This window comes from Marinobacter piscis (assembly GCF_007671655.1).
Taxonomy (GTDB): Bacteria; Pseudomonadota; Gammaproteobacteria; order Pseudomonadales; family Oleiphilaceae; genus Marinobacter; species Marinobacter piscensis.
Genome location: NZ_VCGX01000002.1, coordinates 499,334 through 518,307 on the forward strand (window position 1 = coordinate 499,334; position 18,974 = coordinate 518,307).

15 protein-coding genes and 1 other RNA gene are annotated in these 18,974 nt (G+C 54.9%); 4 read left to right on the forward strand and 12 right to left on the reverse strand.

Annotated elements, in window-relative coordinates; all coding sequences use genetic code 11:
* Positions 1 to 83: 83 nt before the first annotated feature.
* The 12 genes from hrpA to ffs all read right to left on the reverse strand — a co-directional run bounded on the left by hrpA (position 84) and on the right by ffs (position 13,284).
* Positions 84 to 3,947 carry an ATP-dependent RNA helicase HrpA gene (hrpA, locus tag FFI95_RS08035; RefSeq protein WP_144822432.1) on the reverse strand — a complete coding sequence of 1,288 codons (3,864 nt, stop codon included), beginning with the start codon at positions 3,945 to 3,947 and terminating at the stop codon, positions 84 to 86.
* Positions 3,948 to 3,982: 35 nt separating this feature from the next.
* Positions 3,983 to 5,668: an AMP-binding protein gene (locus FFI95_RS08040; protein ID WP_144821906.1), complete on the reverse strand. Its 1,686-nt coding sequence runs from the start codon at positions 5,666 to 5,668 to the stop codon at positions 3,983 to 3,985.
* 178 nt (positions 5,669 to 5,846) lie between these two features.
* Positions 5,847 to 7,025 carry a vWA domain-containing protein gene (locus FFI95_RS08045; RefSeq protein WP_144821907.1) on the reverse strand — a complete coding sequence of 393 codons (1,179 nt, stop codon included), beginning with the start codon at positions 7,023 to 7,025 and terminating at the stop codon, positions 5,847 to 5,849.
* A gap of 22 nt (positions 7,026 to 7,047) precedes the next feature.
* The gene (locus tag FFI95_RS08050; protein WP_144821908.1) at positions 7,048 to 7,890 is read right to left on the reverse strand and encodes an AAA family ATPase; all 843 of its coding nucleotides are present in this window, start codon (positions 7,888 to 7,890) and stop codon (positions 7,048 to 7,050) included.
* Positions 7,891 to 7,952: 62 nt separating this feature from the next.
* The gene (locus tag FFI95_RS08055; protein ID WP_144821909.1) at positions 7,953 to 8,297 is read right to left on the reverse strand and encodes a hypothetical protein; all 345 of its coding nucleotides are present in this window, start codon (positions 8,295 to 8,297) and stop codon (positions 7,953 to 7,955) included.
* Entirely contained in the window at positions 8,297 to 8,743 is a 447-nt protein-coding gene (locus FFI95_RS08060) for a YcgN family cysteine cluster protein (protein WP_144821910.1), read from the reverse strand. Before FFI95_RS08060 ends, FFI95_RS08055 begins: the two co-directional genes overlap by 1 nt.
* The gene (locus tag FFI95_RS08065; protein ID WP_144821911.1) at positions 8,740 to 9,033 is read right to left on the reverse strand and encodes a YcgL domain-containing protein; all 294 of its coding nucleotides are present in this window, start codon (positions 9,031 to 9,033) and stop codon (positions 8,740 to 8,742) included. The genes FFI95_RS08060 and FFI95_RS08065 overlap by 4 nt, the downstream gene beginning before the upstream one ends.
* Entirely contained in the window at positions 9,030 to 10,178 is a 1,149-nt protein-coding gene (gene rnd / locus FFI95_RS08070) for a ribonuclease D (RefSeq protein WP_144821912.1), read from the reverse strand. The genes FFI95_RS08065 and rnd overlap by 4 nt, the downstream gene beginning before the upstream one ends.
* Before the next feature lie 47 nt (positions 10,179 to 10,225).
* Entirely contained in the window at positions 10,226 to 10,828 is a 603-nt protein-coding gene (gene recR, locus FFI95_RS08075) for a recombination mediator RecR (protein WP_144821913.1), read from the reverse strand.
* Between the two features lie 33 nt (positions 10,829 to 10,861).
* Positions 10,862 to 11,185, reverse strand: coding sequence for a YbaB/EbfC family nucleoid-associated protein (locus tag FFI95_RS08080; protein WP_144821914.1), 324 nt, complete (start codon positions 11,183 to 11,185; stop codon positions 10,862 to 10,864).
* Between the two features lies 1 nt (position 11,186).
* Entirely contained in the window at positions 11,187 to 13,064 is a 1,878-nt protein-coding gene (gene dnaX, locus FFI95_RS08085; protein ID WP_144821915.1) for a DNA polymerase III subunit gamma/tau, read from the reverse strand.
* A 123-nt stretch (positions 13,065 to 13,187) separates the two neighbouring features.
* An RNA gene (gene ffs / locus FFI95_RS08090) (signal recognition particle sRNA small type) lies at positions 13,188 to 13,284 on the reverse strand.
* A 247-nt stretch (positions 13,285 to 13,531) separates the two neighbouring features.
* Between ffs and FFI95_RS08095 the strand changes: the two genes are divergently transcribed.
* From FFI95_RS08095 to prsR, 4 genes are all read left to right on the forward strand, one after another.
* Positions 13,532 to 14,347 carry a lysophospholipid acyltransferase family protein gene (locus FFI95_RS08095; protein WP_144821916.1) on the forward strand — a complete coding sequence of 272 codons (816 nt, stop codon included), beginning with the start codon at positions 13,532 to 13,534 and terminating at the stop codon, positions 14,345 to 14,347.
* A complete protein-coding gene (locus tag FFI95_RS08100) occupies positions 14,347 to 15,306 on the forward strand; it encodes an SDR family oxidoreductase (protein ID WP_144821917.1) in 960 nt (319 codons plus the stop codon). Before FFI95_RS08095 ends, FFI95_RS08100 begins: the two co-directional genes overlap by 1 nt.
* A 60-nt stretch (positions 15,307 to 15,366) precedes the next feature.
* Complete coding sequence (prsK, locus tag FFI95_RS08105; protein WP_144821918.1) at positions 15,367 to 17,475, forward strand: XrtA/PEP-CTERM system histidine kinase PrsK; 2,109 nt, start codon at positions 15,367 to 15,369, stop codon at positions 17,473 to 17,475.
* A 77-nt stretch (positions 17,476 to 17,552) separates the two neighbouring features.
* A complete protein-coding gene (gene prsR / locus FFI95_RS08110) occupies positions 17,553 to 18,926 on the forward strand; it encodes a PEP-CTERM-box response regulator transcription factor (protein ID WP_144821919.1) in 1,374 nt (457 codons plus the stop codon).
* Positions 18,927 to 18,974 lie beyond the last annotated feature (48 nt).

Sequence of the window (18,974 nt, forward strand, 5' to 3'; positions counted from 1 at the left end):
AATATCGCACTTGCGGAAATACTAACACAGTCTCCGGAATTTTCGCGCCCCCTGTCCCCCGACAAAAGGCGGGGCGCAAACGATCAGACCCGTGTAAGCTGCCACTGTTTTTCAAGACGCTTGGTGGAAACCGTCATCACTGTTCCCAACTGCTGCGCAAAGAACGAGACCCGGAACTCTTCCAGCATCCAGCGATAAAGCTCGAGTTCGGGGTCCCTTACGCCCTGTTTTTTCTGCTCATCCCGCTTTTTGGCATACCGTGTCCAAAGGGGTTCCATGGTATGCAGGAATTCCCGCTCACGCCCCATCTCTCTCGGCATTTTTTCCAGCCGTACCAGCGCTGCTTCAAAATAACGCCCGAACTCTGCCAGCCATCTGGAAGGTGTTTCTACGAGAAACCCCGGGTAAACAAGGTTCTGCATCTGAAACTTAAGATCTGACATACTGTTCGCCAGCGCCAGATTAATTTTACCTTTGAGCTTTCTCGCTACCTTCTGGTATCCGGTCATTGCCTGATAAAGGCGTTCATCCGCCTGTTCCAGAGCCGGTATAAAATCTGCCCGCCTGGCTTCAAACAGCGCATCAAAAGTCTCCCGGCTATCCGGCATCTCATCGTTTAAAAAGTGCTCTATAGCCGTTGCCAGCAGCAAATCATCCAGAAGCACCCTGGCCTGCCCGACGGGGGCAAACATCAGCGCCGACTTCTGGAAGCGCGGAAGTTTGCGCTCCAGGTCATCCAGGGTGTTGCCAAAGCGGTTGAGTATAAGGCGGGCAATGCCTTTGCGGGTTGTATCTTCAGCGGTGAGGCGGTCCAGGCAGCGAATTTCCCGCACCTGCTTTCCCATATCCTCAAGTGCCGGATACACAGTTATCTGCATCCCGCCTTTTTCTGTCTGAACCTCTTGTTTCAGAGGGCCAAACTGCCAGTCCGTGTAGGCACTTTCCGGTACCTGTTGCCGCTGATTACTGGAAGCAGACGCCAGTGCGGCCTCTGCCCGCTCTTCAAGCTGACTCTGAAGCTCGCCGGTTTCCCGACTCTCCGCAATAACCTTACCATCATCACCCAGCACCCGGAGGTTCATGCGCAAATGCCGCGGGAGTTCATCCTGTGGCCACGCCTCCGGGTCAATGCGGACGCCTGTCATTCGGCGTAACTGTTCGCCCAGCTGCAGGGCCAGCGGCTCATTGGAAGGTTGCAGGTTGGCAACGGCCGCATCAACAAAATCCGGCACCGGCACAAAGTTACGGCGCAGGGCTTTTGGCAGTCCTTTCACCAAGGCAATGCATTTTTCTCTCAGTAAACCGGGAACCAGCCACTCCAGGCGCCGGGATGGAATCTGGCGAAGTGCCATAAGCGGCACCTGGAGCGTTACACCATCACGCTCACTGGTGGGCTCAAACTCATACGTCAGCGGATACTCTACCCCTTCCCATTCCAGATAATCCGGGTAAAGGTCGGCTGAGGCGGCATCAATGGGCCGCTGCAGGACATCCGCCTCGGTAAGCTCCAGATTGCGTAGCTCTTCGGCTGACAGTGTTTTCCACCAACTCTCAAAATGACGACCGCTGACAATGTCTGCGGGCAAGCGCTCATCGTAAAAACCAACCAGTACCTCATCATCAACCAGCAGGTCCCGGCGCCGGGTTTTACTCTCGAGATTTTCCACACTTTCCAGCATTTCCCGGTTTCGCTGCACAAACGGTGCCCGGGAACGATAATCACCCTCTACCAGGGCGTGCCGGATAAACAGGTTACGGCATTCAACAGGGTCTATCTTGCTGAATGCAATACGCCGCTTGGGGACGACTTCGAGCCCGTAGAGGGTGATTTTTTCATACCCCATCACCTGGGCCCGCTTCTGCTCCCAGTGTGGTTCGAAATAATGGCGCTTAACCACATGCCCGCCCAATGGTTCTATCCATTCAGGCTGTATGGCGGCCACCATGCGGGCAAAAACCCGGCTGGTTTCTACAATTTCTGTGGCCACAATCCATTTAGGCCCGGTTTTCGACACCTTTGAGCCGGGAAAGATCATCACTTTACGATTACGGGTAGCCAGATACTCTTTCTTCTCAATTTTGGTCGCTACCTGCCCCAATAGTCCTGCCAGGATCGCTTTGTGCAGGTTCTGGTACGACGCAGCCTGCTTGTTAAGCTGCAACTTCTGCTCCCGGCAGATCAGAGTGAGCTGACGGTGTATATCCCGCCATTCGCGCATACGCATCCAGCTGAGAAAGCTTTTCTGGCAGACCTTTTTGAGCTGATTCTGGGACAGTTCCTGACGCTGTTCTTCGTAGAAGTTCCAGATGTTCAGCAGCGTCAGGAAGTCGGATTCCTTGTCATTGAACGGCGCATGAGCCTGATCCGCCGCTTGCTGTTTTTCCTGGGGCCGTTCGCGGGGGTCCTGCACACTCAACCCGGCAATCACCACCAGGGTTTCTGCCAGACTGCCCTGCTCCGACGCAGTGACCAGCATACGGGCCAGCCGGGGATCAAGCGGCAGCCGGGACATGGTACGCCCCAGCCTGGATACCCGGCGTTTGCTATCAACCGCGCCCAGCTCTTCCAGTAATTTGTAGCCATCGTTCACCAGCCGCTTGTCCGGCGCTTCAAGGAACGGAAAGTTGCGGATTTCGCCAAGGCCGGAGGTCGCCATCTGCAGAATGACGGAGGCCAGATTGGTACGCAGTATTTCCGGATCTGTGTATTCCGGCCGGCCCAGAAAATCGGCTTCGTCGTACAGGCGGAAACAGATGCCCGGAGCCACACGCCCGCAGCGCCCCGCCCGCTGGTTAGCGCTGGCCTGGGAAACAGCCTCAATGGGCAGGCGCTGAATCTTCGAGCGCACGCTGTAGCGGCTGATGCGCGCAACGCCGGTATCAATTACGTAGCGAATGCCCGGCACTGTCAGTGAGGTTTCCGCCACGTTGGTAGAAAGCACAACCCTGCGTCCCCGGTGGCTCTGGAATACCCGGTTCTGCTCCTGGTTGCTGAGGCGCGAGTACAAAGGAAGAACTTCTGTATGCCGGAGTTCAGCATGGCGCAACACTTTGCTCAGGTTGCGGATTTCCCGCTCTCCGGGGAGAAAAACCAGCACATCCCCGGGAGGCTTTTTCTCACTGCGCTCATGTTGCTCAATCTCCTCAAGCGCAGACAACACACCATCACTCCAACCCTGGTCACGATCGTCTTCGTCACCTGTGAGCGGGCGATAACGAATATCAACCGGAAAGGTTCGCCCACTGACTTCCAGCACAGGCGCCTGGTGAAAGAACTCGCTGAACCGGTCAACTTCAATGGTGGCAGACGTAATGATGACTTTGAGGTCGGGGCGTTTTGGCAGGAGTTGCTTGAGATAACCCAGAAGGAAGTCGATATTCAGACTGCGCTCATGGGCTTCATCGATAATCAGCGTATCGTACCGGTCAAGGAAACGGTCATGCTGGATTTCCGCCAGCAAAATCCCGTCTGTCATGACTTTGACCCGGGATTGTTCAGACGTGTTATCGGTAAAGCGCACCTGGTAGCCAATCTGCTGGCCGGTCTGTTCGCCTATTTCATCAGCCACCCGGGCCGCGACAGTACGGGCCGCAAGCCGCCGGGGCTGAGTGTGCCCGATCAGGCCACGGATACCGCGGCCCATATTCATGCAGATTTTGGGGATCTGAGTGGTTTTACCGGAACCGGTTTCCCCCGCCACAATGACAACCTGATGGTTTTCTATTGCTTTGCGGATATCGTCGACACGGTCAGAAACCGGTAATCCTGCAGGAAAATCTGCCGGTTTGTGCCTGGCCTGGCGCTGTTGCACCTTCAAAAGGCCACGCTCAAGCCAGTGTGCCATTTTCTGCAGGTCTTTCTGGCCAGGCTTACCCCTGGTTCTCGCCAGCAGCTTGACGATACGGGCAGCTTCCTGCTGGTTGCAGGTATCCAGCTGCTCCTTTATCGCCTTCACTGCGGCCTGGGCATCAGGTTGCAAGGTCACCCTTTCTGTTTGTTTTCCGGTTCGTCGCGCAACTCACGGCGCAGAATTTTACCCACGTTGGTCTTCGGCAGTTCATCACGGAACTCGAAGTGGCGCGGTACTTTATAAGCTGTCAGGCGCTCGCGACAAAACTCTTTGAGTTCGTTCTCGGTAACACCCTCAGATGACGCTACGAGATAAACCTTTACGGCCTCCCCGCTCTTGGCATCGGGAACACCAACCGCAGCACACTCCACCACTTTGGGGTGGGCGCTGACAACGTCCTCAATTTCATTCGGGAACACGTTAAACCCGGACACGATAATCATATCCTTCTTGCGGTCAACAATGCGGATGTACCCGTCTTCCTGAATAACGGCAATATCACCGGTGCGAATGTACCCGTCTTCGGTAAACGACTTCTGGGTATCTTCCGGACGCTGCCAGTAACCACGCATTACCTGAGGGCCCTTCACACACAGTTCGCCAGGCTCACCCAGAGGGGTTTCATTACCATCTTCATCCAGCGTTTTGACCTTGGTCTCCAGTACCGGCAAGCCAATGGTGCCAAGCTGAATGGCACTGCGTGGGTTGAACGTAACCACCGGCGAGGTTTCGGTCATACCGTAACCTTCAGAAATCGGACAACCTGTTATCCGCTCCCACAGCTTGGCGGCATCGCTGGTCAGGGCCATGCCGCCAGACGACGTAAGCTTGAGGTGGCTGAAGTCCAGATTCTTGAACTCTTCATTATTGCACAGCGCCACAAAAAGCGTGTTCAGACCCAGAAATGCTGTGAACTTGAACTTTTTGATCTCTTTGACAAAACCTGGAATATCCCGCGGGTTAGGTATCAGAATGTTGTGGGCACCGCCCTCCAGCATAATCCCGCAGTTCAGGGTGAACGAATAAATGTGATACAGCGGCAGGGGCGCAATCACAACCTCATGCCCTTCTACAACGGTGTTTTCCAGCATGGGGCGCACCTGAAGCAGGTTTGCAACCAGGTTACCGTGGGTCAGCATCGCCCCTTTGGCAACACCGGTTGTGCCCCCGGTGTACTGAAGAACAGCAATGTCATCCTTTTTGTACTCACCCGGCGTAAACTTCTCGCGGGCACCTGCACTCAGTACGGCAGGTAGTTTATGGGCCTGAGGTATATTGAAAGGCGGCACCATCTTTTTGATGTGCTTAACCGCGGCATTCATCAGCGTCCGCTTGATTGGCGAGTGCATGTCTGCAATTTCGGTCACAATGACATGCTCAATGCTGGTGTGGGGCAACACTTTTTCAGCATTTTCAGCCATATTGGCGAGCACAACCAGGGCTTTCGCACCGGAATCGTTAAACTGGTGCTCCATTTCACGGATGGTGTACAAGGGGTTGGTGTTGACCACAATCAGGCCAGCACGCATAGCGCCAAACACAACCACGGGATACTGAGTCAGGTTCGGCATCTGTACCGCAATGCGGTCGCCGGGCTGAAGGTCCGTTTTATTCTGCAGCCAAGCCGCAAAGTTCCGGGTCTGAGTATCCAGTTCACGATAGGTGAGGGTTACACCAACCGCACTGAAGGCGGGGCGGTCTGAGTACTTCTTAACCGCCTGTTCAAATACCTCCACCATGCTGCTGTACTTATCCAGGTCAACGTCGCGGGGAACACTGGCAGGGTATTTGTCTTGATAGAACGTCTCAAAATCCATCACCATCTCCTGTCTGGCGCTTCTATTTGTAATGATGCACAAACGCCGGGCGGGCAAAAAATCAACCCGACATAAGTCTCAGTCTCAAAAGAGGGGAGAGAATAGCAGTTTTAGCAACGATGAGGTAGCGCCGTCGCCCTAAAGACAAGAGGCCGGCGCTTCTCGCACCAGCCTTTTTTTATTTACTCAGGAACTTCATCGCCGACTCCAGGCCTTCTACGGTCAGCGGGTACATGTGATCTTCAACCAGTTGGCGGGTCATACCGAGAGAGCCTCCGGTTCCCCAATAGGCTTCCGGAAGCGGGTTTATCCAGGCAACCCGATCGAAATGATCGGTGATCCGCTGGAACCAGGTGGCACCGGCCTCCTCGTTCCAGTGTTCAATGGAACCGCCGGGATGAGAAATTTCATACGGTGCCATTGTGGCATCGCCTACAAAGATGACCTTATAGTCCGGCGAGTACTTATGAAGAATATCCCAGGTACTGGTGGTTTCGTTCATGCGCCGGATGTTGTTTTTCCAGACGCTTTCGTAAATGAAGTTATGGAAGTAAAAATACTCCATGTGCTTGAATTCCAGGCGCGCGGCGGAAAACAGCTCTTCACAGACGCGAACGTGCGGGTCCATTGAGCCACCCACATCAAAAAAGATGAGCACTTTTACCGCGTTGTGGCGCTCGGGGACCATTTTCAGATCCAGGTACCCTGCGTTACGGGCGGTCGACCGGATAGTGTCGTCCATATCCAGTTTTTCCGCAGCCCCCTGTCGCGCAAACTTGCGCAAGCGTCTTAAGGCAACCTTGATGTTACGGATGCCCAGAGTCACGCTGTCATCCAGATCCTTGAACTCGCGCTTCTCCCAGACCTTGATGGCTCGTCCGTGGCGACCTTTTTTCTGGCCAATACGAAAGCCTTCGGGATTATAGCCATCAGCGCCAAACGGGGACGTACCGCCGGTGCCGATCCACTTGTTCCCGCCCGCATGGCGCTCCTTCTGCTCTTCCATGCGTTTTTTAAAGGTTTCAATCAGCTCTTCCAGACCACCCAGCGAGTCAATTTTGGCCTTCTCTTCTTCGCTCAGGTTTTTCTCGAACTCGGCGCGCAGCCATTCGTCGGGAATCAGCGCTTCCAGAAGATCATCAAGGTGTTCGATTCCATCAAAATAAACCTTGAATGCCCGGTCAAATTTATCGAAATGACGCTCGTCTTTTACCAGACACAACCGTGACAGGTAATAAAACTCTTCCATGTCGGCGAACGCCAGCCGCTGTTGCAACGCCTCCAGCAGATCCAGAAATTCACGCAGGCTGGCAGGCACTCCGGCCCGCCGCACTTCGAGAAAAAAATCAATCAACATAAAATCGCACCCTTGCTGAATTTCAGCCGCGACGACGCATCATGAACGCCAGCTTCTGCAACAAGTGTACATCCTGCTCGTTTTTTACAAGGGCACCGTACAAAGGTGGCAGCGCAGAACTGTTGTCTTTCTCATGCAGCATCTTGGCGGTCAGCTCATCTGCCATCAGTAGCTTAAGCCAGTCAATCAGTTCCGAGGTAGAAGGCTTTTTCTTCAGGCCGGGCACTTTCCGCACATCAAAAAATACGTCCAGTGCGTCCCTGACCAGCTGCTGCTGAATGCCGGGGAAGTGAACATCCACAATTTCCTGCATGGTGTCATGATCAGGAAAGTTGATGTAGTGAAAGAAGCAGCGACGCAAAAACGCGTCCGGAAGCTCTTTTTCGTTGTTACTGGTAATCACCACAATCGGACGATGCTTTGCTTTAACAAACTTTTGAGTCTCATAGACAAAGAACTCCATACGATCCAGCTCCTGCAGGAGGTCGTTTGGAAACTCAATGTCTGCTTTGTCGATTTCATCAATCAGCAGTACAACCTGCTCGTCCGCCTCGAACGCTTCCCAGAGCTTGCCTTTGACAATGTAATTGCTGATGTCATGAACCTTCTCATCACCCAGCTGAGAGTCTCGCAGACGCGACACCGCGTCGTACTCATACAGCCCCTGCTGCGCTTTGGTGGTGGATTTGATATGCCACGGGATCAGGCGCATACCAAGGGAGCTTGCCATCTCTTCGGCCAGCAGGGTTTTGCCGGTGCCGGGTTCACCCTTGATCAACAGTGGACGTTGCAGCGTAATAGCCGCATTTACGGCCATTTGCAGGTCATCGGTGGCTACGTACTTCTCGGTACCGGTAAACTTCATGTGCATAATTCCTGTTGGTTACTTTGTCTTTGAACCCGCAATTCCGGGTCTGTCAGTAAACGTCAGCGCCTTGAAAGCCGATAGCGGACCATATCAAGAATCCAGACCAGCAGCATAACAGCTCCGCCAAGCGCAAGATTGAACATTGCCCTGCCCGCATCGGTTGCATCACCCAGGATCAGTTCGTATCCGCCGAACAGCCAGGCGGGAATCCACCACCCGGCCAGTTCGGGAGACTCTACAGGTGTCAACAGCAAGGCAACCAGTGCGGCCAGCAGCAGGGTGCGTAAACCGTAAAGCGGCAAAAACCGGAACAGCGCCTTCATCATATAAAAAAACACGACGAAAGCGATGGCGTAGGCGGCCCAGAAAATGCCGTAAGCAAGATGTGCGTCAGTATCGATCATTACAAAACCCAGTGAATGATGTGTTCTTCCCAGTCTTCTTCTGCCACTGCGTCTTCCCGGATCACTTTGTGGCGTATGGAAACGCCTGCCTCGTGTACCGTGTCGGGAGACCCGCTGCGTAACGGATGCCAGTCGGGAAGCGGCCTGCCTTCTGCCAGTGTTCGGTAGGCACAGGTGTGCGGCAGCCAGCCATAGTCGGACACAGTGTCCGGTGTCAGTACGGTGCATCCCGGTACTTTTTCCAGCCGCTCAGGGTAAACCGTGCACTGACAGGTGTTTTCATCCATATAGCGACAGACCAGATCGGTATGGTACACCTCGCCGGTGTCAATATCCTCAAGCTTGTTCAGGCAGCACTTGCCACAGCCGTCGCAGAGAGACTCCCACTCCTGTGGTGTCATTTCACTCAGGCGCTTGCGTTGCCAGAAAGGAATCTGAGCAATCACGAGTGTCTCAGTCCTGGCTTTGTGCGAAAGTTGATAACGTAGGCATCCTGCTCTTCGGGCATCTGCAGATAAAAGTCTTTGTCAGCAATGGCGCTCAGCACTTCCTCACCCGTGGTTCGGGCCAGTTTGCGTTCCGGGGTCATAATCAGGTCCATGGAGTGCACCGGACGACCGAAAACCTGCTTCAGGCTCTCGGGCAGCTCATCCCAATCCTGGCCACGCCGGACGAAAATATAAGTATCGCTCTTTTTGCTGCTTCGGAAAACAGACACAAACTCCCGCTCATTCATGATTTCAGGTAGCCCTCAATATCATTTATTACCGGCGCCAGAACCTCGGCACGCCAACCTTGAAAAAAGGCACTGTCAGCAAGCGTCTGGTCCTGCATAACCTTTTCAACCCGCTTCCGGGGAGCCAGCAATTCTACCGGTATATCAGCCAGTTCCGCTGCTCTTCTAAACAGCTTTTTCAAGTCTTTAAAGGCCGCCTGCTGATCACGGGTCAGCGGTGGCATAATGGGTTGATGCCCTGCTGTATCGGCACTGACACCCTCTTTGATAAGCGCCAGCAGCTCCTCTCCGTACCGGCGCACTGCGCCACTTGGCACGCCCTGAATATCCGCCAGCTCGTTGAGATTTTTCGGCAGACGCTCTGCGATCGAAATCAGGAGCGGGTCGGCCAGCACCCGGCCCCGGGGGCGGTCAAGCTGTCGACTGGTCTGCTCCCGCCAGGCAACCAGCTTTTTGAGTACAACCTGCTGCTGCATGGTTAGCGCCCAGCCACCCCGTATTCGCAGATAATACTGGTCCGGATCGTCCTGCCCTGCGAGCTCATCTGCAAACCGCTGGGACTCCTCTGCAAGGGCCGCCTCCAGTTTCCGCTCTCGCAGACGCACTGTTACCCACTGGTACATCGGAGCCAGAAACCGGATATCATCAATCGCGTACCGCTGCTGCGCGTCACTTAAGGGCCGCGAGATCCAGTCAGACCGGGTAACGGACTTGTCCAGCTCTTCACCAAACAGGGCTTCAACCTGCCGGGCATAGCCAACGGAGAAGCCGGCGCCCGCAAGCGCGACGCCCACCTGCAAATCAATCACCCCCTTCGGGCTGATTCCCAGCCAGTCACGAAACAGCTCAAGATCCTCACTCATGGCGTAGAGCAGCTTGGTCACGGATGGATCTGCAAGAATCTCACGAAAGCGGGAGGACTGCTCTGCAATATCCGGATCGACAAGGCAGAAGCGCTCACCCAGACCAAGCTGAACCAGCCCGGGAACAGGGTAAAAGGTGGTTGTTCGTTCAAACTCGGTATCCAGTGCCAGTGGTTCGCCCGGCGTGTTGTTCAGCCACTCGTCCAGCTCATCGGGCGTAGACATCCAGTCAATACGCTCAGGTGCAGGCGGTATATGAATCTCAGTTACAGAAGCAGTCATAGAAGCACAAAAAATCAGTTGAGGCGCCTGCCGGCGCCTGGGCGCAGTCAGTCCAGCAGTGGTTTTCTGCCGCGGAACGCGTGGGTGAGAGTAAAGCCGTCAACGTAACCCAGCTCGCCACCAACCGGTATACCATGGGCCAGTCGGGTAATGAGAATGCCGGAGCCATCGAGCCGGTCAGAAATATAATGAGCCGTAGCCTCGCCTTCCACCGTGGGGTTGGTGGCCAGAATCAGTTCGGTAACACCTTCCGACCGCACCCGACGCAGAAGCCGCTCAATTCCAATATCATCGGGCCCGACACCGTCTATGGGTGATAGATGCCCCATAAGAACGAAGTAGCTTCCTTTGTAATCACTTGTCTGCTCAATAGCCAGCAGGTCGGAAGGGCTTTCAACCACACACAGAGTGCCGTTACTGCGCTCCGGGTTTTCACAGATCCCGCACACTTCGGTGTCGGAAAAGTTCTGGCAGCTTTCACAACGACGAACGCCGTCCATGGCGTTACTCAACGCATCTGCCAGCCGGACCCCGCCGGAACGGGCCCGCTCAAGCAGGTGGAACGCCATGCGCTGCGCTGTTTTCTGGCCCACTCCCGGCAAGCACCGGAGAGATTCGACAAGCTCATCAACTAGAGGGCTGAAGGCCATGAAACTTCCTCAGGCTGAACATTTAAAAAGCGATTAAAACGGCATCTTGAAGCCGGGGGGCATCCCCATGCCGGACATCATTCCCGACATCTTTTCTTTCTGTTCGGCCTCGACACGCCGCACGGCATCATTCACAGCCGCAGCCAGCAAGTCTTCCAGCACTTCTTTCTCTTCACTTAGCAGGCTAGGGTCAATGTCTACCTTGCGGACATCGTGACGGCCATTCATGGTGACCTTCACAAGGCCGGCACCGGCTTCACCGGTCACTTCAGCCTTGGCTGCCTCTTCCTGCGCTTTCTGCATTTCTTCCTGCATTTTCTGGGCCTTTTTCATCAGGCCGCCCATATCGTTCAGCATACTATTCTCTCCTGCGCGTCTCTGTGGGCCGGATACTGTCTTCGACTACCCTTGCCTCAAATCGTTCAACAATAGACCGCACCAACGGGTCATTGCGTATAGAATCAACTGCAGCACTCTGGCGCTCCCGGCGCCGACGTTCTTCAAACGCGGCCGGTGTTCCGGAGCCTGGATTACCCTGCGTTATAGTTAACTGAATGGCGTCGCCAAAGTAATTTCTCAAGGCCGCCAGAATTTTTTCTTCGTGACGGGCGTTCAGTAACCGGGCGTGACCTTCGTCGATCAGCAACGTAATGGTGTCGCCGGATCGGGACATGGCGCCGTGACTGGCAAGGTTCCCTGCCATGCCAACAATGCCCAGCGTGCGGAAATCCCGCTCCCACACAAATTCGCCCTCTGGCAGCGCAGCTTCCGTGTCAGGTTCAGCAGGCGCTTCTGGCTCTGGCTCTGGCTCTGGCTCTGGCTCTGGCTCTGGTTCTGGTTCTGGTTCTGGTTCTGGTTCTGGTTCTGGTTCTGGTTCTGGTTCTGGAATAGTGTCAGGCACAGATTCGGCCTGAGCATCCAGGCTTGCTAGCCAGGAGTCATCGACAGGCGGCGAGCTGACTTCAGGCTGGCTGACCTCTTCCTGCGGGTGTGGCATCCGGGAAGGCTCTGGCTCTGCTGCCTCTGGCGCTGCAAGCTCCGGTTCTGTCGATTCCGGGGCGGCGGCTGGCCCGGGTTCATCCCGCCCCTCTTCTTCACCACTGCCAGTGCTGCTTGCGGGCGTATTGACTGCAGGCGGAGCAGAACGGCCGGCCCCCGGGCGAAAGGCCAGCATGCGAAGCAGTGTCATCTCGAAGCCCATCCGGGCATCGGGCGTTATTGCAAGATCTTTACGGCCCATGAGCGCGGCCTGATAGAACAGCTGCGCGTCTTCGGCGCTAAGCTTGCGAGCCAGTGTTTGCACCTGAGTGGCATCACCCAGAGCGTTGTCGGCACTGCCTGGCACCACCTGCTCCATCGTTACCCGATGGAACAGCGACAACAAGTCCGCAAGTATGATGCTGTAGTCCGGTGCAAAGTCGGCTATCCGGCTTGTCTCCGCCAGCAACCCCGGGCCATCGCGGTCTACCAGGGCGTTCACAATGCGCTCGACATCCCCCTGATCAATCGTCCCCAGCATACTGCTGACGTCGCTGGCCGACAGCTTCTGGTCACCGAAGGCAATTGCCTGATCTGTAAGGCTCAGGGCATCACGCATACTGCCATCAGCAGCGCGGGCCAACAGCCAGAGAGCCGGCTCTTCAAAGGGAATTTCTTCAGCCGTCAGCACGTTTTGCAAGTGCCCTGCTATGTGCTCCGGCGTCATGCGCTTCAGATTAAACTGCAGACAGCGCGACAGCACAGTGACCGGCAGCTTTTGAGGGTCCGTCGTCGCCAGCAGAAACTTGACATGATCCGGCGGCTCCTCGAGGGTTTTGAGAAACGCGTTAAAGGACTGGGTTGTGAGCATGTGTACCTCGTCAATAAGGTACACCTTGTAGCGGCCGCGGCTGGGCGCATACTGAACGTTATCCGTCAGCTCCCGCATATCGTCCACACCGGTGCGGGAGGCAGCGTCAATTTCGATCAGGTCAACAAACCGGCCTTCCTGGATTTCCACGCAACTGGAACAGGTTCCGCAAGGGCGCGGTGTAACACCGGTTTCGCAGTTCAGGCAACGGGCCAGCAACCGGCCGATGCTGGTTTTACCTACACCCCGGGTGCCGGTAAACAAATAGGCATGGTGCAGGCGCTGGTTTTCCAGTGCGTGAATCAGTGCCTGGAGAACGTGCTCCTGGCCCACCATATCTTCAAAGGTGCGAGGGCGCCATTTACGGGCAAGTACCTGATAGCTCATGATCCGCCAAATGCTGAGAAAAACGGCTGTAACTTTAGCACGGACAGGGGTTTGTAAGAAGCCATAAGGGCCGCAACAGATTCAGGGGGCTTTTCAGAGGGGAAGGGAGAATACTGGGGGTGGCCCCATCAGCGACACTCCGGCACACAATTCCACCACTACGGCTGCTCCCTTCCGGGCCTGACCGGGTTTGCGGCTTCATGTTGCGGAGGCACCAACAGGGCCACCATAACGGCGTTCCGGGACAATATCTCCGGAAGCGGCGCGAATACTAACAAAAGGATTTACAGAGTACAACGCCAAACTCTGACTACACTGAGAACAACAGGCATTGCGTGCTGCCTTACAGACAACGCAATGTGTCGGCTGTGCCAATGCAACCGGGCATTACTCAGTCTTTAATACGGACGAACGCCCCACAGGGTACTATCGGGCGTAGCCGCAAATACGCTAGAGAGGGAGTGCACATGGGCCTGGTATCCTTTTTGAAATCCCGGCTGGTTTCCACGGAGCAGGAAAAACATATCCACCACATGCAAAAGCTTATAGGGACACTGGGGTACGACCCCTGGGGCTATAATAATGAAACCGCCAGGTACGGCCTCTCGCTGGCAAAGCCCATTTATGAAAAATACTTTCGTGTGGAAGCCTCGGGGGTCGACAATATTCCCGCTGAAGGGCCGGTACTTATAGTGGGAAACCACAGCGGTCAGCTCCCGATTGACGGCTTGCTGGTTGGTTATGCCCTGGCCTCCCGAGAGAAAAGCCCACGTTTTCCCCGAGCCATGATTGAACGGTTTTTCCCGACGGTTCCCTGGCTTGGCAACCTTCTGAATGAAGTAGGCGGTACGCTGGGCGACCCGGTCAATTGCGCCCGCATGCTTGCCAATAACGAAGCTATCATTGTTTTCCCCGAGGGCGTGCGTGGCTCCGGCAAACTGTACCGGGATCGCTATAAACTCCAGCGGTTCGGTACCGGGTTCATGCACCTGGCAATGAAGTACAACGCAGCGATCGTGCCGGTTGGCGTTGTTGGCTGTGAGGAATCCATTCCGGCTATTGCCAATATTAAACCTCTGGCGAAACTATTGGGTCTTCCCTACGTGCCTGTTGCGCTTCCGGTTGTACTTCCCAGCAAGGTGCACCTTAACTTTGGCTCGCCCATGTATTTCACTGGAACGGACACATCAGAAACCCGGATAGAAGAACAGACTGAAGAAGTAAAAGCCGAAATAAACCGCCTTATTGCCAAAGGCCTGCAAGAACGCGAGAGTGTGTTCTGATGACTGAACAACAAACAAAACAACACAAACCCTGCATTCTGGTAACCGGTGCAGCCGGAACGCTTGCCCGACAGGTTATCCAGCGGCTCCAGGATTCCTGCAACCTGGTGGCTGTCGATAGCCGCGAGCCGGCAGACCTTGGGGATACAATCCCCAGCTACTGCATCGATTTCAATCAGCGCAGTTTTGAAGACCTGTTCCGCCGTTACCATTTTGACGGCGTAATTCACCTTGGCCGTATCCGCTCCAGCCAGCTCACACGCCTGCGGCGATACAACGCGAACGTTCTCGGAACACAAAAACTGCTCGACCTGAGCCATAAATACGGCATCCGCCGGGTAGTCGTGCTGTCCACCTACCACGTGTATGGGGCAATGGCATACAACCCCGCCCTGATCAACGAGTCTACGGCAATGAAAAGTGCCGGGTTAAGCTCAGACCTGGTGGACTCAGTCGAACTTGAAAACCTGGCAAATATTTACCAGTGGCGCTACCCGGAGCTGAACATCTGTATTTTGCGCCCCTGCAACATCGTAGGCCCGGGGGTCCGCAATACCATGAGTACGCTTCTTGCCAGTCACCGTTCTCCGGTGCTGGCCGGTTTCTCTCCCATGATGCAGTTCATCCACGTTGATGACATGGCGGATGCCGTGGTGCTGGCGTACAAAAAGCCGGTTTGCGGAGTGTTCAATGTGGCGCCGGAGGACTGGGTATCCTATCAGCACGCCTTGGCGCTCTCCGGTTGTGCACGCGTTCCAGTGCCCTCTATCCCTCCGGTCCTGCCACGGGTAATACTGCGCACACTGCGCCTGAAACGTTTTCCGGCCTACCTCATCGCCTTTTTTAAATACCCCGTTGTTATTGATGGCCGAACGTTTGCCAGGGAATTTAATTTCACGCCCAGGCGGCCTTTAAAAGAGATTTTTCGCTTCTATAAGGACAACAAAACACCTGTCTGACGTTGCACAAGCTGAGAACCCGACCCACACTAAGATCTGTCCAGGGAATGGGGATATTGCATGCTTTCAGATCTGAGTGTGATCAGCTACGGTGCCGCGGCCGCTGTATACGCCATACTTGCCGTGCTTTTAGGCACCCACCATATACGGCGTAACGTTGACCGTGCCTTACTGCTCGCGTCGCTGGTCACCCTGGTCTGGGCATCAACCCTGGTTACCCAGAGTGTGTGGGGCACTCCCGGATTTTTTGTCCGATACCTGCTGGAGCTCCTTCGCTACACCGCCTGGATTTTCCTGCTGTTCGCCATGCTGCGCAACACCCTCCGCCAGGGGCACCTGAGCGGGCAAATCAAAAAGTTTATGGGTGTTGGGGCCGTTGGCCTGTTGGTTACGCTGATCACCCTCGGCAGCCTGGAATTTGTTTTCGGGGTTGCGCTTCTGGGCGGAAAAACCAAAGTCATCGGCCAGCTGGCGCTGTCTCTTCTGGGGCTTTCCCTGGTAGAACAGATCTGGCGTAATGCCCCGGCTTTTGGCCGCGCAAGCATGAAGTACCTGTGCATTGGCATCGCCACAGTCTTCGTATTTGATTTCCTGATGTATGCCGATGCCCTGCTGTTCGGCGAGATCTCCAACGCTTTCTGGAATGCCCGCGGGCTGGTCAATGCGGCACTTGTGCCTCTGTTTGCCGTCAACGTCATCAATGCACGCCGGCAGCCTGTCAGCTTCCATCTGTCCCGCTCTGCTGCGTTTCACGCCGGCACGTTTATTCTGGCTGGCATTTATCTGGTGATCCTCTCAATCACGGGTTACTACGTGCGCACACTCGGCGGAGAATGGGGACAATCGTTACAGGTCATACTGTCGGCTGTGGCACTTGTTTTTCTCACCACACTGATCGCCTCAAGGCGCGTCCGGGCGCGGTTAATGGTTCGCATCAGCCAGAACTTCTTTGATTATAAATACGATTATCGGGACGAATGGCTCAAGATGACCAAAGAGCTGTCGGATCTGAGCCAGGATCCGCCCCTTGCCCAACGTGTCATCCGTATTCTGGCTAACCTGGTTGAAAGCAACGCTGGCGCCATCTGGCTGCGGAGCGACACCGGCACCTACACGCTGAAAGACACTTCCAATCTTGCTGTCCCTAAATACACGGTGATCGATGAGGACGCCGAACTGGTCACCTTTTTCAAAAGCAAGGAATGGATCATTAACCTGGATGAATACCAGGCTGACCCACTGGCTTATGATTTGCTCGAAATTCCGGAGGCCATCGCCAAAACGCCCGATACCTGGCTGATTATTCCCCTATTCCTAGATAATGAGCTTTACGGCATCGCGATCACAGGCCGCCCCCTCGCCCGCATTGAGCTGAACTGGGAGAACTTTGACCTGATCAAGGTTGTGGCACGCCAGACCTGTAACCTGCTGGCGCAAGCCGATGCGCAAAACAGACTATCCCGTGCGATGCAGTTTGAGGCAGTCAGTAAAGCCTCCGCTTTTATGGCTCACGATCTGAAAACGGTCATCGCGCAACTGTCTCTTCTCGTCAACAACGCACAAACACACAAACACAACCCTGCGTTTGTTGATGACATGATCAACACCACTGAGCATGCGGTTCGCAAAATGACCAACTTGCTGGAGCATATCCGCAAGCCACCCAAGAAGGCAGGCACAACCCCCCTGAATCTGAACAACCTCGTCGCCAACCTTCTGGAACAATACGAAAACCAGCGCCCGGTACCGCGCCAGGAAGGTGAGGCACCCCCTATAACCGTGAACGCAGATGAGGAGCAACTGAAAAGCGTACTTGGCCATCTCATTCAGAACGCGCTGGATGCAACGCCGCCGGACGGCGAGGTATCCCTGTCCCTGAAAAAAGCTAAAGATCATGCTGTGCTGTTCATCCAGGATTCAGGATCCGGCATGACGGACGACTTCCTCAACAACCGGCTCTTTAAACCCTTTGAAAGCACAAAAGGCCTCACCGGCATGGGAATTGGCGCGTATCAGGCGCGGGAATATATCCAGCAGCTGGGCGGCACCATTGATGCCACAAGTGAGCCAGGAACCGGCTCCTGCTTTTCTATCCGCATTCCGGTTGCGGAGAAGCAGGAGCACGACCAAAGGCCATCAACTGACAGACCGGCACCCATCGAAATGTAACGTTTTGTTGCAAATTGGCAACATTCAGTTAAGAATCAGGGTTACCGGAATACAAAAACAAAGGAATTGTGGCTGTTGTGACTAGACGACTGTTAATCGTAGAGGATGATCCAGGCCTGCAAAGTCAGATGCGCTGGTGCTTCAGCGAAAACCTGGAAGTAACGGTTGCGTCGGACAGGGATACTGCCCTTGCCACACTGCGGCGCGACGAACCCACCGTGATAACACTGGACCTTGGCCTTCCACCCGATCCGGGCGGCTCAACAGAGGGCTTTGCTTTGCTTTCAGAGATCCTGAAGCTTGCACCTGCAACCAAAGTCATTGTCGTAACCGGGCGGGAAGATAAAGAGCATGCGGTAAAGGCGATAGGTATGGGCGCCTCCGATTTCTACCAGAAGCCATTGGATGCCGATATCCTCAGGTTTGTGGTCAACCGTGCCTTTCGTCTGGCGGAGCTTGAACAAGAAAACCAGTGTCTGGTGCATCAGGGAAACGGCACGAACATTAAAGGCATTGTGGCCGCAAGCCCGCAGATGACAGCGGTTTGCCGAACGCTGGAAAAGGTTGCACCTACAGACATAACCACACTGATTACCGGCGAAACCGGCACCGGGAAAGAACTCCTGGCCCGCGCTGTGCACGACCTGAGCCCCAGGGCAAAGAACGCCTTTGCCGCCATCAACTGTGCTGCTATCCCCGAGAACCTCCTTGAAAGCGAACTGTTCGGCTTTGAGAAAGGTTCATTTACCGGCGCTACCCAGGCAAAGAAAGGCAAAATTGAAAGTGCTGACGGTGGCACCCTTTTTCTGGACGAAATTGGCGACATGCCCATGGCGCTTCAGGCAAAGCTTTTGCGCTTTCTGCAAGAGCGGGTTGTCGACAGAGTCGGCTCGGTAAAACCCATCCCGGTAGATGTACGCGTTGTGTGCGCCACCCACAGAACGATCGGCCAGTTGATTGCAAACGGCGACTTCCGTGAAGATCTTTATTATCGCATCAGCGAGATAACCCTTGATGTACCCGCGCTTCGTGAGCGCGATGGAGACGCCCTTGTTGTGGCTCAGTCGCTGCTGAAATCCCTGGGCAAACAGATGGACAGGCCCAACCTGTTCTTTTCAGAAGACGCCATCAATGCCATTAATAATTACTCATGGCCGGGGAACGTGCGGGAGATGATCAACAAGGTAAAGCGCGCCACCATCATGGCTGATGGCAAGCGTATTACCAGTGAAGACCTGGAACTGCCTGGCAGTGACCGGCCGGAAGTGAATCATCTGAACCTGCGACAGGTTCGCGAATACGCTGAAAGCAAAGCAATTTTGCAGGCGCTTCGAACCAGTGGGTTCAATATGGCTCAGGCTTCACGATTGTTGGGGATCACCCGCCCCACCCTTTATAACCTTACCGACAAATATAAAATTGATACCTCAGCAAATGCCACGGAAGCCTGAACCCTCCCAGGCAATGAATGGCACAGGCTGACACAAGGAGTAGATGCA